Annotated in this window: 10 protein-coding genes; 6 read left to right on the top strand and 4 right to left on the bottom strand. The window is 69.5% G+C overall.

The features are described 5' to 3' along the window. Positions 1-4 precede the first annotated feature (4 nt). Positions 5-1,990, bottom strand: a complete 1,986-nt coding sequence (locus tag ACZ56V_RS31835) for a DEAD/DEAH box helicase family protein (RefSeq protein WP_468947107.1) — start codon at positions 1,988-1,990, stop codon at positions 5-7. Between the two features lie 77 nt (positions 1,991-2,067). Beyond that, positions 2,068-2,601, bottom strand: a complete 534-nt coding sequence (locus tag ACZ56V_RS31830; RefSeq protein WP_468947106.1) for a hypothetical protein — start codon at positions 2,599-2,601, stop codon at positions 2,068-2,070. A 565-nt stretch (positions 2,602-3,166) separates the two neighbouring features. Between ACZ56V_RS31830 and ACZ56V_RS31825 the strand changes: the two genes are divergently transcribed. The 4 genes from ACZ56V_RS31825 to ACZ56V_RS31810 all read left to right on the top strand — a co-directional run bounded on the left by ACZ56V_RS31825 (position 3,167) and on the right by ACZ56V_RS31810 (position 8,298). Beyond that, positions 3,167-3,430 carry a hypothetical protein gene (locus ACZ56V_RS31825; RefSeq protein ID WP_007387413.1) on the top strand — a complete coding sequence of 88 codons (264 nt, stop codon included), beginning with the start codon at positions 3,167-3,169 and terminating at the stop codon, positions 3,428-3,430. Further along, positions 3,396-4,376, top strand: coding sequence for a hypothetical protein (locus ACZ56V_RS31820; protein WP_468947104.1), 981 nt, complete (start codon positions 3,396-3,398; stop codon positions 4,374-4,376). Before ACZ56V_RS31825 ends, ACZ56V_RS31820 begins: the two co-directional genes overlap by 35 nt. Positions 4,377-5,826: 1,450 nt before the next feature. Next, on the top strand, positions 5,827-7,677 hold the full coding sequence (locus ACZ56V_RS31815) for a DnaB-like helicase C-terminal domain-containing protein (RefSeq protein ID WP_078968019.1): 1,851 nt from the start codon (positions 5,827-5,829) through the stop codon (positions 7,675-7,677). Next, positions 7,678-8,298, top strand: coding sequence for a hypothetical protein (locus ACZ56V_RS31810; RefSeq protein ID WP_053641157.1), 621 nt, complete (start codon positions 7,678-7,680; stop codon positions 8,296-8,298). A gap of 284 nt (positions 8,299-8,582) precedes the next feature. Here the strand turns inward: ACZ56V_RS31810 and ACZ56V_RS31805 are convergent, their stop codons facing one another. Beyond that, positions 8,583-9,278, bottom strand: a complete 696-nt coding sequence (locus ACZ56V_RS31805) for an Abi family protein (RefSeq protein ID WP_111382288.1) — start codon at positions 9,276-9,278, stop codon at positions 8,583-8,585. 330 nt (positions 9,279-9,608) lie between these two features. Between ACZ56V_RS31805 and ACZ56V_RS31800 the strand changes: the two genes are divergently transcribed. Beyond that, positions 9,609-10,661, top strand: a complete 1,053-nt coding sequence (locus ACZ56V_RS31800) for a hypothetical protein (protein WP_053641159.1) — start codon at positions 9,609-9,611, stop codon at positions 10,659-10,661. Positions 10,662-11,049: 388 nt separating this feature from the next. Beyond that, the gene (locus ACZ56V_RS31795; protein WP_161143221.1) at positions 11,050-12,474 is read left to right on the top strand and encodes a protein kinase domain-containing protein; all 1,425 of its coding nucleotides are present in this window, start codon (positions 11,050-11,052) and stop codon (positions 12,472-12,474) included. Between the two features lie 201 nt (positions 12,475-12,675). On the opposite strand, the gene ACZ56V_RS31790 is transcribed toward ACZ56V_RS31795, so the two are convergent. Continuing rightward, entirely contained in the window at positions 12,676-13,533 is an 858-nt protein-coding gene (locus tag ACZ56V_RS31790; RefSeq protein ID WP_468947102.1) for a hypothetical protein, read from the bottom strand. Positions 13,534-14,561: the final 1,028 nt, after the last annotated feature.

The raw sequence follows: 14,561 nt of genomic DNA, 5'->3' as shown, positions 1-14,561 counted from the left end.
CGGGTCACTGGCCACCGGTCAGCCTCCGCATGATTTCGACGAACTGCTCAAACGGCACCGGCGCAGCGGTGTTCTGCGCATAGACGGCGTAGCGCTGGGCCATCAGCTGCATCTCCCGCTCCGTTCTTCGGGCCTCCACACGGTCCAGCTCGTGCACCACGCGCTGCTCGACGCATCCGCGCTCGTACAGCACGAACGCGTCCACACCGCCCAGACCCCCGCCGGCCCCCTCCGCGGCGCCGCCGGGGCCGGGGAGATCCCCTTCCATGGTGGTGGCGTCGATCAGCGGGACATCCAGGAGCACAGCGGGATCCATGTCGTTGTCCGCGCACATGGCCTCCAGATGCTCCTCCAGGCCGAGTTCGGCATGGCAGACCACGTCCAGGTACTGCTGGTCGGCAGCCACCGCGGTCTGGCGCAGGACGCGGACACCGCGGCCGACGAACTGGTAGAACTCGCCGAAGCTGCCATAGGGGCGCAGCGGTACGACCACGGTGATGGGCGGGAAGTCGTAGCCCTGGCCGAGCATCCGCAGCTGCACGATGCCCTGCAGATCCCCGGCGTCGGACTCGAAGCGCCGCCGGGTGGAGGCGATCGCGGAGGCGGGCATGCTGTGGTGCAGCGTGGCACTGGGGATCCCGTACTCCTCGGCGATCCGCGCGATCTGTTCAGCATGCGCCTGGCCCATCGCCGCGAACAGCACCCTCGGCTTCACGGGCGCCAGCAGCTTGGCCTGTGCGTCCAGACACGCCCGCGTCACGGCCATCACCTGGCGGATCGGCGCCTCGGACTGTGCGGTGATGCGTGCCATCTTCCGCTCGTCGCCCAGCGTGGCCAGCAAAGCATCACGGCCCACGATCTGCTCGCGCCGCCCGTCCGGCCACACCGCCTCATACACCGTCGACGCCACCTCGGGAGCGAACCGGTGCACCCGCAGGTTCTTCGCCGACCCGTCCGCGACGGAGTCGACCAGCCGGTAGCGGTAGACGACATCGGCGTCGATCGGCTTGCCGTCCAAACGCTGGAAGCACGCCGACATCAGCAGTGTGCGCGCACCCTGGAAGTGGGCGAACAGCCGCTGGTAGGAGGCGCTGGCCGCGATGTGCGCCTCGTCGACGACGATGAAGTCGATGTCCTCCGCCTCCAGCTTGGCCAGCAGGTCCCCGTCACTGTCGCCCGTGCCCAGCGCATGGAAGTTGGTGACCAGGATGTCCGCGGCCAGGAGCCGCTCACGGCTGACCTGGCTGATCTGCCCGTCGTCCGCGTCCAGGACGAGCGTGGCCGGCGGACGGGCACCGGGCAGCAGCGGCCCGCCCGCCAGCCCATACAGGACGTTGCCCGGTATCCCCGGATCGAGGGCCTTGGCGAAGGTGCCGCGGATGACCGAGCCCGGGGTCACCACCAGCGCCCGCCGTCGGCTGAACGACAACGCGGCCGCCACCCCCAGGGCCGTCTTGCCCGACCCCACCGCCATCACCGCAGCCGCATGCCGGCCGCCGGAGGCGTAGTAGTTCGCCAACGAGGCCAACGCCTCGTCCTGGCACTCCCGCAGCGGCGCCCGGTCCACCCTGGCCCGCACACCGGCGAAGTACGACCCGCCTGAAGGCAGTTCGGCACCGCCAGGCGGATCGGCCGCCCGCATCGGGTCGCCAGCCATGTCCGGGATCCCGATGCGAGGCACGGCAGTCACCAGCGGCGCCAGGAGCGGATCCTGCCTCAGCATCGCCTGCAACTGGGCCACACAGCGCGCCGTGTCCGTACGCACCGCATCGTAGGAGAACCGCAGAATGGTCAGGCCGGTCGCGGCCAGATCGTTCTGTCGCAGCCGGTCGTAGGTGAACGCGGCCCGGTCACTGTGGAAGGCGAACCCGTCGAGCTCGACGGCCAACTGCAGCGCCTCACCCGCGATCAGGTAGTCCAGCCGGTAAGCGCGCTCGTTGACGGTGACCGGGTGCTGACTGCGGACCCGCGCAACGATCGACGCGTCCACGGCCGGCGTGAGCACCCACCGCAAGAACGACTCCTCCAAGTAGGAGGCAGCCGGGATCAGTCGCTCCAGGCCCGCACTCATGACGATCCACCCTGTGCCGCAGCCTCGGCAACCAGCGCCTGAGCTTTCTCCGACAGCCGGGCCGCCACATCCTCGCCCTGCCCGAAACGGGCCAACCGCCGCGCCAGCTCAAGTGCTTCCGCGAAGGCGCCCTCGCGCTCCAGCAGGACGATCAACCGTGGCACCGAGGACACCCGCACAAACGCCGCCGGAGCATCAGTGGTGTCGAAGGACACGGCGTGCGGGGTTGCTTCCATTAACTCCAGGTCCAGCAGGGCGAACACCTCAAGCGCGGCGAGGGCCCCAGGCTCCGCACGACGTGTACTCCACAGTCGATCGACCGCGCTCTGCAGAACAAAGTGGTAGTCCCTGGCCGAGCCCGGAAGCTCCAGCGCCTCCCAGACACGGGCGATCAGCTCAGCGCCGCGCGCGTCGAACGGCACATGCCGGCTGGCCGGTGTCGCAGACGTACTCCCCTCGGCGGTCGGCCACATCGGCGAGCCGTACGACTCGTCCGGACGAACCCCTGCGCCCGGCAGCGCCTCCCGCATGACACCCGGGCTCCCGGCAAAGGCAAGGCCAGGGACAGCCGCCATGCGCTCAAACCACGCCCCCACGTTCCCCCTTCATACAAAAAAGAGGCCTGCACCCTCACCTACAGCGAAGTCGCCCCACCCGCCCCCTGCGGTACTTCATTGTCGCAGCCACTCTCTCTCTGCACCCCGAAAGCGGATATGTACTCCGCTCTCCGTCACCCACCCGGGCCGACTGCCGCCGGCCGAAGAACGGGAACCAGACGCCCTTGTCGCCCACTCGACCTCGTGTCCGGAGTCGGGAATTTCGCTTCACACACCTCTCGGCCAGCTGTACCAGGGACGGTGCAAGCCCTGGACGATTTCGGGTCAACCCGATTTTCCAGGTGGCCTGACCAGGGACGAACGACGTACCTGCGTTTCACGACGGTGAACACGTCAGCCTGAACGGGCGCCGATCAGGCTGGCCTTGAGAGCGTCGGCGAGGGAACCTTGAGGCATCGACGGCGGGATACGCCTCGCACCAATCCCTTCCCGAATCACCCGGGTTGGGGACCTCACCCCTACCTTCCTGGAGCTGCTCATGTCCGCCCTTCCCCTGCCCGCCGCCAGCCCCGAGCCGCCGGCGTTCTGCGCCAGCCACCTCCCTGCCCGCACCCAGCCGAGTCGGCTGGGCATCCCCGAGGTCGTGGTCATCGTCGTGGTCGTCCTGGCATCGGCCGGACTGGCCGCCGGCAACCGGCCCGTCCCGGCCGCGCTGGTCGTGGTGGCCGCCGCAGTGGCCGACCTGATCACCGGCCGCCGCTCCAGCGATGTCGCCAAGCCCTCCCGCCGCCGCAGCCGGTGACATGGGCCGCCCCACCAAACCTGTCGCCGCCGGCACCAGCCCCCGGCTGCGGGCCCTGGCCGTCTACCTGCGCCAGCTCAAGGACGACACCCGTACCACCTACGCCACCCTGTCCGAGCGCACCGGCCCACCGGGCGCGCCCGGGTACCGCGGAGCCTCCACCCTCAGCCAGGCCGCCCGCGGCACCCACCTGCCCCCGCTCGAGACCGTCCTCGCCTACGCCCGCGCTGCCGGCGACCTCGGCAGCCACTCCACGCAGAGGCGAGAAGCGTCAGCCCTGAGCCTGTGGAAGGCAGCTGCAACCGAGAAGGCCCGCCCACACCTGGCCGGTCGCGGCCGACGGACCCGGCAGGTCCGCACCCCCGCCTCCCTGGGCCAGGAACTGACGCGACTGCGCCTGAGGGCCGGCCGGCCCTCTTACCGCGCCATCGAGAAGGCGACCAAGGCCGACGGGCACCGTGTACCGCGTTCGACAGCCCACCTGATCCTCATCGGGAAGGTCCTGCCCGGCCGCGAGCAGTTGGCCGCGCTCCTGAAAGCCTTCGACGTGAGCGTGGCGGACGCCGCACAGTGGCACGCGGTCCTCGACCGCATCGAGGACCGCCGGCGACCGCCCGAGCCGCCCCAGCGAGGCAGAGGGTACGCGTGCGCCGACGCCGACCCGGCCGTGCAGGAGTACCTCGAACGCCGTGAGCGCGACGAGGAGATCAAGCGCCGTACCGGGCAGATCCATCCGGACGAGACGTACGAGGACTACGAGGAACGGATGCGCGAGAGGGCGTTCCAGCAGCAGTCCTCGGACATCTGGCTGTATGAGGACTACGACGAGCCGGAGGGCGAGGCCCAGATGCAAGCATGGGCCGGTGAGCAGGCCGCCTTCCGTGCCCAGCTGAAGGCATTGGTAGAGCCCGCCACCCCCACGGGGCACGGTGCCGATCACGCCTGACACCTCCCGAACCACCTGCCTGCCATCCTCCCGGGCAGGACCGGCCTGATCACCCACGACACCAACCCCAGCGTTACGTAATTCCGGGGCGAATATTATGTAACGTCGGCTAGACTGGGGGGTAACGTTACATTTTTAGCGGCGCGGTCGTTTCGCAGAGGCGGCCGCTGCCGAGCCAACTGCCCGACCTTCCCCTTGCGATCCGCTTGCCACTTGCTCTTGGAGTCCCCGGGTGTCCTCCTCACGTTCATCCCGCACGGCCGGTGAGGCGTCTTCCGGCGCTGCCGTGCCGAGCAACCCCGCCCACACCGCTCCGCCTGCAGCCTCACAGGAGCCGTCCGACCAGGCTCCGCGCTGGGCGGGCAACTGGCCATTGAGTTTTCCTACGCCTCCCACACCATCCTCAGCGGCCAAGACAGCCTCCGAAGACGCTAGCCGCCGACACGGCGATGACAGTCAACCCGAGTCAGCTGAGGGCCCGTTGTCCGAGCGGGGAACAACCTCCGCCGCCCCTGACGCGGAAACACCACACGCCCTGACGCGCACCGGCCCGGCGACGCTGCACGAGGCCCGCAGCACACTCAAGCAGCTGATCAACGCCGCCATCCAAGGGCACCCCACACCCCTGACGCGTGGTCCGCACCATGCACTGCTCACCACGCCCGCCCATGCAACCGAACTGGGCTGGGACCTCACCCAAGCCCCCACCCACAGCTTCGTGGACGCCCGCAAAAAGCTGGGGGATCTGATCCAGTACGGCGCCGAGGGCCACCCTCAGGTGCTGTGCCGCCACAAGACCCCCGTCGCCGTCCTGCTTGCCGCAGCCGCGGACGGCACCCCCACCCCGCCCGCACTTCAAGCCGAGCCAGCACCCGACACAGCGGCTCCGACTGCAGCAGCAGCCCCGGACTCCGCCACAACACCCCCGCAAGCAGTCCAGACCCCCCTCCCGACCACAACAGCCGAAGCCGAAGTCGAGGCCGCGAAAGACCTCGCGCCCGCACCGACCACTCCTCCTGCCGAAGCGGCCGCTGCACCCACCACGCCCTCGGAACCACAGCCGGAACCGACACCAGCAGCCCAGGACACGCCTGCACCTGCCAGTACCCCCGCCTCACGCGGCACCACCCCAGCCACACCGGCCCCGTCGGCCACCCCCACCGGCTCCCCGGCCGCTCCCACCCCCGCACCCAGCCCCCCGACACTCCAGCACCCACTCACACCACCGGCCGCCCTCCCCGCACCCCCCTCGGCCCCGCCCGAGCCGGGCCCGCCGGCCCCCACTCCCGCGACGCCCGGGACCAGCCACAAGACCGTCATCCCGGCCAGTGGCCCACCAACTATCACTGCGCCACGCACCCTGCGACGCCTGGCCGCACTCGCGCAAGCCCTGGACACCGTCCTTCCCACCACTGCCTCCACCGGTGAAACCACCGCCCCCGCACCCCTGATGGGCCTGCCGACCGGGATCCGCACCCTGGACGACGCCCTCGGCGGCCTCCAGCCCGGCCGCTTCTATCTCGTCGCCGCCGCCCCAGGCGCCGGATCCAGCCTGATCGCCACCGCCGCCGCACGCACCAGCGCCCTCGACCAGCACCAACCCGTCCTCTACGCCGCCTCCGGACTCACCCGCGCCGACATCGCCGCACGCATCGTCGCCGCACACCTGCCCGTCGACTACCGCCGCCTGCGAGCCGGCCGCCTCACACCCACCGAGCAGGACGACACCGCAGCCCTCCACCACCACCTGGCCCAAGCCCCGCTGTACATCGATGACGGCACCGACCTGACCACCGACGCGATCGCCGAGAGCGTCCCGGACCTGCCCGGCTTGGCCCTCATCGTGGTCGACCGCCTCCAGACCACCGAGGACCCCCGACTGCCGCTGTCCGGCCCGGCCCAGATCACCGACGCCGCCCAGGCCCTCGCTCACCTCGCCCGTACCCACGAGCTCCCCGTCGTCGCTGCCGTAGACAGCGACGATCCCCGCCTGATCGCCGAGCTCAGCCTCGACATCACCATCACGTTGACCCGCGACGCCGACCAGATCCACGCGACCATCACCGAACGCGACCTCGGCCCGCAGGCCGCCCTCACTCTCCACGCCGACCTTGCCCACGCCCGCATCACAGACCCGGCCATCCCCTACGCCAGCCCCACCCCTCCAGCGCAGCCACAAGCCGCGAACCTGCACACCCCCGGACACACCCCGCAGGCGCCTCTCCAAGCCCCCACACCCACCGAGCCCGCCCAGGCAGCCCACACCGACGCCCCACGCAGGTCATCGCACCGCCGCACCGCCGCTCCACCTCCGCCCGGCGGCTACGCCAACCGGGACTACAGCTACTTCACCGGCATGATCACCCGCGCCGTCGACGAAGCCCTCCACGAGCACGACGGTGACATCACCGTCGCAACCGAAGCCCTGGTGAAAAAGGCCGTACCGAACGCAATGGCCCTGTTCGAGGCAACCCGCGTCGGCGGAAATTACGAACACACCGTCTACCCGGAAACCCTTGAATTCCTCCGGAAGAAAACCAAGGACGGCGCCGACGAAATCTGGGAAGGCCGCCACAACTGGACCAACACCCACCTCATGGACGCCCTCCAAAACGGCACCCACCCCCCGATCACCGTCAACGCCCTCGATACCAACGCCAGCTTCCTGTCCGCCTTCAAGACCCACCTGCCCATCGGCGCCCTGATCCACGACCCCAACGGCGGCTTCGACCCCAAGCGCTCCGGCATCTACCGCCTCCCCACCCGCCCCACCTGGCACCACCCCGACCTGCCCGACCCGATCGGCAACCGCCGAGAAGACGGCCCCGTCCTCCTCGACGACGCCACCATTCGCCTCCTCATCCGCTGCGCCCGCCTCGGCCTGTGCGAGGCCCCGCGCATCACCGAGCGCTGGACCTCCGGCACCAGCGAAGGCCTCCTGGAAAAATTCCGCCGTGTCCTAACCGAGGCCCGCACCAATGCCATCGAAGCCGACGACACGGTGACCGTCGAATACATCAAAGCCATGTATTCAAAATTCACCTCCACCATCGGAGAATCAAGCGTCAACCGCGACATCCGCCGACCCGACTGGATGCACATCATCCGCTCCCAGGCATTCGCTAACCTCTGGTACAAATCCCACCGCGCCCACACCAATGGCCTGACCGTCGTCCGCGTCCGCGGCACCGACGAACTCCACGTAGCCGGCGACTGGCGCAAGGTATTCACCGAAGGCCGCCTCACCACCCAGATGAAACAAAAAGACCAGTACCCCCTGCCGAGGAAGAGCGCCCGATAGATGTCGACCGACGGATGGAAGAACTTCGGCAACTACGGCGCAGACCGTGACCCAGGAAACGTCCACGGCAAAATCGCCCTCGCCCGCGCCCTCGAGGACGCCCTCGAACGCATGATCATCGACGGCGGAATCAAATCCCCGGTCGGCACCCGCCGCGGCCTGAAAGCCCGCATGCGCTACCTCACCACCACCAAAGGCGGCCCCCAAGCCTTGGCCGACGCCGGCATTCTCGCCACCCCCGCCACGATCCGCGCCTGGACCCGCGGCACCCAGCGCCCGCGCCCGGCCAACCTCGAAGCGATCGACACTGCCTACTGGAACCTGCGAGCCCACAACGTGCTCGCCAACCCCGGCGCCCTCAAGCAGCACCTCAACCGAGGCGGCCGCGGCACCCGTATCGAGATCCACCCCGTCAACCAGACCACTGTCGACGAGCCCCGCCGCCGCGACAACCTGAGGATTCAACACCGGCAGGTCCGCTATATCTGGGACGACGCCGTCGACGCCCTCGTCGCCAGCGACCTGGACACCATGGAAGACCTCTGGGACGACATCATCGCCGAACTTGACTCCGACTGGGGCGCCTACACCTACGTCTCCTACATCGGCATCGGCGCCTGACACGACCGCCTGCGGCTGGCCTGACCGGCCCTGATGGTCTGCGGGGGAGTGTCGGTTGGACCTCGTCGTCTGAGTGTCAGTGGCGCAGGTGCGGTGGCCTGGTCGTTGACGCTGACGGGTGGTGCTCACTCGTTGCTTGCATGAGTAACGAAGGGCCATGTCATTCTCATGCCGACCACCAGTGCTTCCGGCGTCGCCCGCCGCCAGACCCTCAAGCACGCCTCCGGCGCCCTCCCCCTGACGCTGCGGCGGTCTGACGGCCAAGACGTCGCGCGGCCGACGGGTTACGGGCGCTGGGTGAGCAGGGCGTCGACGCGGCTGGAGTGCTGGATGTAGGCGGCGAGGTCGGGCCCGAGCAGGCCGGCGACCGTCAGGAGGTCCTTCATCCGTACGGCGACGGGAACGTTCAGGAGCGGTTCCCAGTGCGCGGCCCGGTTGCGCAGCTCGTGCAGGTCGCCGATCGGCTGGTCGACGGTGGCACGGTTGGTCCCGGGCGGGAAGGCGTGGTGGAGGTGGGGGACCCACAGCGTCTTCTCGTGCGCGGAGGTGGACAGGTACCTCCACATGCCCAGCGACAGCTCGGCGATCACCTTCCCGGGGGGCGCGCTGCGGCCGTAGCGGGTGCGGGCGCTGTCGATGGCCTTGCGGGTCTTGTCGTTCATGTCGACCCGGCGCGTGCCGCGCGAGCCCTTCTTCACACGGATCAGCGGGGCGCGCAGGGGACTGGCCGGGTCCTCCAGCCAGTGCCCGTTGCCGTTCCAGGTCGCGTCCAGCGCGGCGGCGTACGCGTTGCGCAGGGCGATCTCGAAGTGGCTGAGGTCGCGCAGGACCGCGCAGGTCAGGCTCGTGTTCCATTCGTACAGGGCGAGGGCGCGGGCGGGGTCGCCGCCGGCCGCGGTCAGGTAGATGGCGTGCCGGGCGGGGCTGAGCCAGTTCTCCACCCACGGCCCCGGGGCGGGTGCCGGGGATGCGTGCGTCACGGTTCCTCCTGCTGGAAGGTCGGGTATAGTCATGGATGACAAGCCCCGGTGGACCGCTGATCTACATGATCATGTCGCCGGGGCTAAGACGTTTTCCGGGCCCGGTACGCCTCGCCCGCGAGACGGCAGCCCCGCGTTCCCGTTGCCGGGGCCTGCGGAGTGCGGCCGGTCGCATAGCTCAATGAAACCCCCGATCCGGAGCTGTCCCCGTACACTGGGACCACGGATTGACCTGCATGACCTCTAAGCCACCAGGGAAGCGGAGAGACGAGGCATAACATGCGGGTCAAGCCGTAGCTATCAATCCGCTGCAATCGGTGAGGAGGCGCCGTGATCCGGGCCCGCCTTGTATCGGCCACGGGGGAGCCGCCCGGACCCGCCGAGAAGGCGGTCAAGACCCGCCACGAGACGCTCGACGCCCTCACCGACAGCGGCATGCTGAAGGATGCCGTCACAGCCGCCACCCACCTGTCCGCCGCCGGCCGCACCCCTTCGGCGGTCCGTGTCCGCCGCCTCTACGTCCGCCATACCGTGCCGCTGAAAGTCGTGACGGAACGCAATGGCCTGCCGCGCGAGAAACGGCCTCCCGCCGCCCGACTGATCGCCCCCCGCGGCGTCACCGGCCGCCTGCACCTGCTCCTGTTGTTCGCCGCCGCCTGCCAGGCCGCCCCCGGCCAAAAGTGGCACCACACGATTCCCATCGAGCACGGCCGCGACCAGCCGATCTCCCTGGAACGACTCGTCTGCGCGCTCGCCCGCCACCGGGGCGGCACGGCTTACGTTGCCAGCCCGAGGACGAACAAGCTGCGCCAGATCACCCAGGCCCTCAAGACCCTCAACGACCAGTACTTGGTCGACCTGCCCCACCGCGGTGAATACCTGCCCTTCCGCGACTTCACCCTGCTGTGCGACAGCGGGCACAGCACCGACAACGCCCACATCCCCTATCGCGTGCCGAAGAAGAACGAGCCGTACGTCGACATCCCGGCCGCGTTCTTCACCCGGGGCTGGGTACACCTGCTGACCCCCAGCGAGATCACCGCCTACCTGATGTGGCTCGATGTCAACCAGCACTCCGAGCACGATGAGCCCTACGTCACCGGCGCCGTGCGCGCGGGCGCCTACGGACTGACCCGCGAGGCCTATGAGACCCACCAGGCGCTGCAGGCCTTCGGCCTCATCGACGTCACCCCCGACCCCGACCGTCACGGCGACGGCAAGTACGCCGGCTACCACCCGGACAGCCGCCTCCCGCCGTGCCACCGGGTCACTGTGACCCCCGACGGTCTGCTTGAGGACGCCGCCGACCGGATCGGCGAAACCCTCAACTGGTATGCCGCCACCGGGGACTGGGTCCGACCGCTTCGCCTCCGGCGCACCTGAGCGACCACATCCGTCCGCGCCGGCTGCCGCCCGGCGGACGGGATCGTCGTCCCCGCGGTGCCTTCCCGGGTACGGCAGAGGCATCGGACCAGCGTCGTGGAGGGCGCCGCCCTGTTCGGCACCGGCCGGGCTCGAACCATGCGGCACGCAGAGTGGGGGGGCGATGCGGATCTCGTTGATCTGCTGCTCGCGACTGGAGACCCGCAGGCAGGGCACACTCCGCCGACAGCCCGCGCGCGAACGACAGAATCCGCACCGCCGCACACCCCTGGGCCCCGGCACCGGCTGCGCCGACCCCCGCAGCCCGCGCTCCCGTCTAGGTCCCAGTTTGTGCGCAGAGCATGCTGTTCGGTCCCGAGGCGGGGCACAGGAACGCTACCGTTCGGGCATGTCAGGAAGACCCGTGCCACGCCCTCCGCAGCGCCCGCGTAAGCCGCAGCCGAACGGCAACAGCGTCGACTACAACGTTCCGCGGTGGCGCGACGACGGCCAACTCGGCCAACTCGGCGGGAAGAAGTTCGTGCGCAGGGCCACCGAGGTGAGCAGCGGGCGTGAGGGCGTCCTCAAGCACATGTCCGACCCGCCTGTGCCGGGCGAGGGCTATGTGGACAAGGGACGGCGGGCCCGCCGCCGGCGCTTCTACGACGAGGCGCTCTTCATGCAGCAGGTGAACGGAAGTCCGGGCATCCTGCCGATCTGGGACATCGACGACGCCCATGGCACCGCACCCCGCTGGTACGCCATGCCCCGGGCCCGGCCGCTGGCCGACATCGTCGACGACACCTCGACCGTCCTCGACGTGGTCACGCACACCACCGCCCTGGCCCGCACCCTCGCGGCGCTCGCCGATCAGGGGATCTACCACCGGGACATCAAGCCGGACAACCTGTTCTGGTACGACGGGATGCCGGTCCTGGCCGACTTCGGGATCGCGGCCTTCGCCCACCTGCCCGCCGGCGTGACCCGTGTCGGGGAGAAGGTCGGGCCCGCCAACTTCATGGCCCCCGAGATGCGCAGCACCGACGGCAAGGACCGCGGTGAGCGGGCCGATGTCTACTCTCTCGCCAAGACCCTTTTCGTCCTGGCCCATCGCCGTCGCGGCCCGTATCCGCCCGAGGGAACACACCGGGTGGGCGCGGAGGAGTTCAACCTGGCCACCCACGGCGGCGGGAACGCCATGACCGCCCTGGAACACGTCCTGGAGGCCGCGACCCAGCACCGCGTGCAGGACCGGCTGACCATGACCGACTTCCATGCCGAACTGGCGGCCTGGCTCGGCCGCCACGCCCAGACAACCCGCTTCCGCCCCTTCGGCCGCCCCTTCATGGGTGGCTGGGGACCGCACGGAGACCGCAGCCGCCGCGATGTTGAGGCGACACGGGCGATGATGCTGCCCTGCATCCGACGCATCGCCGAAGCCCTGACCGGTGATCCGGACGCCTGGAGCGAGGGCATCAACCACGACAACGGCGATCGCACCCTTGGCGAGTACGGCTGGATCGACAACTGTGAGGAAGGCTTCGTACCCGACGGCGGCTTCATCTGGATGGCCACCGACCTCCACGACGGACGGCGCATCGTCCTGGACGCACTCCTCGACGACGGTGTGTGTTTTATCGCCGAAGCGCAGCGAAGCGGACCGCCGTGGGTCCTGGAACAGCAGTGGGGACACACTCCGTGGCACCGTGCGCGGATGCCGCGGACAGCCGATCAGGTCCAGCAGCTGACAGACGCGGTCGTGGCCTGGATTTCCCACTCCTCACCGGACGCTCCCGTCGCTGAGGTTCCCGAACGGACCGCCGCCACGGCCTGACCCCGCAGCCAGCCGATTCTGTACGGGTTCTGGAAGCGAGACGAGGACGAACTCGGCTGTCCCCATGGGGCTGGACGCCGATGCCGGCCGCACTCGATGCGACGGCCGCTGACGACCCGCGCTGGCGCAGGGCGTGGCACGATCCGTGCTCGGCAGCCACGCGGCCAGCAGGGCGTGCTCGGCGCGTTCGGCACAAGGTCGTCAGGGCTCGGGGACCGCAGTGACGGCCGAGCCGGGGCCGCTGCCCTCGCCGACGCTGTCGAGGCCGCGGTCGCGGAGTTCGTGGAGACGGTCGATCCAGGTCTGCTTGAATGCCCCGGCCCCGCCCTCCTCGGCCCCGGGCAGCGACAGCAGCCCCTGTCCGGCGCCGGCCTGTTCGTCGATCAGCTCCTCCAACAAGGCGGCGACCACGGCGATCTCGGGCGACAGGCACATCGCCAGCGCGTGGGGGACACCGGACGGGCTGGCCATCTGAGGGACGAGCTGGGAGACAACCAGGGCGAACCCGGACTCGTCGATCCTCGCCCGCAGGCGGGCGAGGAAGGGGTTGTCGGGCATCAGCAGCCCGTGCATCACGTACAGAAAGCCGACCAGGTTGAGGATTCGCGCCACACTGCGCGCCGCAGCCATCTCCTCCTCGCCGGCGGCCCGGAGGCGGGCGAGCGGGTCAACGAGTGTCCCCGCCACAAGCCAGCTCTCCAGAGTGCCCTCGCGCTCGGCCTGCTGCGTGGACTCGGCGACCGGCGCCCAGTCCACGCCGGGCATCAGTGCGGCGAGCGCCTCCACGAGGACCTCACCGCCGACCTCCGCGGCCCCCATCCCGGCGGCCGCGGCCAGATGCATCACCGCGCGCTGTTGCCCGCGCTCCGGGCCCCGGTCCCACGCGCCCCCAGGGTCGTCGACCACCAGCCGCCGCACCTCGTCCGGGTGCGGCAGCCCGGCCGGACCTCGCCCCGCCACCCGCCCGGCCTCGGCGTAGAAGGCGTCCTGCGCCCCCCGCCGCCCGCCGTACGGGCCCGCACCACCAGGTGCTGGGCGCGCGAGCGGGAGACCGCCCACAACAGCGACTCCCGCACGGCCGGCCACGGCGGCTCGGGCACCGCCAACTCCCCTGGCCCGGCGGGAAGTCCGGCCTCGGCGTACCAGGCGATCACCGTCCACCGCAGATCCCGCCCCGGCCGCGCATGCCGCCCCAGCGCTGCCGCGACGGCCACCGTCTCCTCGGCAAGCACCGACATCGAACCGCGCCCGCGCCCCAGCCACCGCCGTGCGTGCCCGGGCAGCAGTCCCGCCGCCCGTCACCGCTCCAGCTGCGCTGCCGACACCCGCAGGCCGAGCGCCGCGAGGCGCTCGATCAGAGTCCCGCCTCGGGGTCAGGACGGCTTGGGCCAGCGCGTCGCGTGAGGGCTCTGCGGCACTGGCAACGAGTCCGGAACGAGAGCGGGTCAGACGCGGGTGTGGTGACGGCGATGAGAGTTCCGTCCCATGCCATCAGCTCCCACACACACCTCCCGAGAACAAACCTAAGCAGAAGAAAAACGAGCCCCGAATGCGGCTCTAAATTTCTACTTTTGCGGTGCACAACGATTCACGTCTTCGGGGAACGCCATCCGGAGAGAATCGCCACAGAACCCCCACACCCATGTAACGCGAGTGAATGCATAAAATCCCTTCGGAGACCTTCTATCACTCTTTTTAGGTACCGAGTATTCCACAAGAGGTCCAGACCAATACTTGAACACGAAGAGTAGCCGTTACATAACCGTGAACCAAGCCAAGGAGCGTTACATAATGGGTACGCATCGACAGGGACGGTGTCCGGCGCTCAGCGACAAGTCAGTCCGATCTGGCTCTCACCAGGCAGGCCGTTGAGAGCAAGAGAGATATAGCCGCAGGTCAAAGGGTTATAGAGACTGGGCTGCGATGCACTTACTTCTACAATTATGTACCGGCCAACAGGGGTCGGCTCCTCCAGGCAGCCAGCTTTTGTAACGTCGCGGAGCGGCGTTACAGGTCGTCGCGGAGCGACGACGCAACGTTCCGTCACGTAGTGACGGCGCGTCATGTCTCCGGAGGAGACGGCGCGC

Source organism: Streptomyces sp. NPDC034099, assembly GCF_055575415.1.
The sequence above is the reverse complement of the archived record's forward strand: the minus strand, read 5'-3'. Positions and strand labels throughout refer to the sequence as shown.

What these genes read in the sequence shown, in the direction of transcription:
- ACZ56V_RS31830 (WP_468947106.1), bottom strand. Translation starts at nt 2,601, where the DNA reads ATGCGGGAGGCGCTGCCGGGCGCAGGGGTTCGTCCGGACGAGTCGTAC.
- ACZ56V_RS31825 (WP_007387413.1), top strand. Translation starts at nt 3,167, where the DNA reads ATGTCCGCCCTTCCCCTGCCCGCCGCCAGCCCCGAGCCGCCGGCGTTC.
- ACZ56V_RS31820 (WP_468947104.1), top strand. Translation starts at nt 3,396, where the DNA reads ATGTCGCCAAGCCCTCCCGCCGCCGCAGCCGGTGACATGGGCCGCCCC.
- ACZ56V_RS31815 (WP_078968019.1), top strand. Translation starts at nt 5,827, where the DNA reads ATGGGCCTGCCGACCGGGATCCGCACCCTGGACGACGCCCTCGGCGGC.
- ACZ56V_RS31810 (WP_053641157.1), top strand. Translation starts at nt 7,678, where the DNA reads ATGTCGACCGACGGATGGAAGAACTTCGGCAACTACGGCGCAGACCGT.
- ACZ56V_RS31795 (WP_161143221.1), top strand. Translation starts at nt 11,050, where the DNA reads ATGTCAGGAAGACCCGTGCCACGCCCTCCGCAGCGCCCGCGTAAGCCG.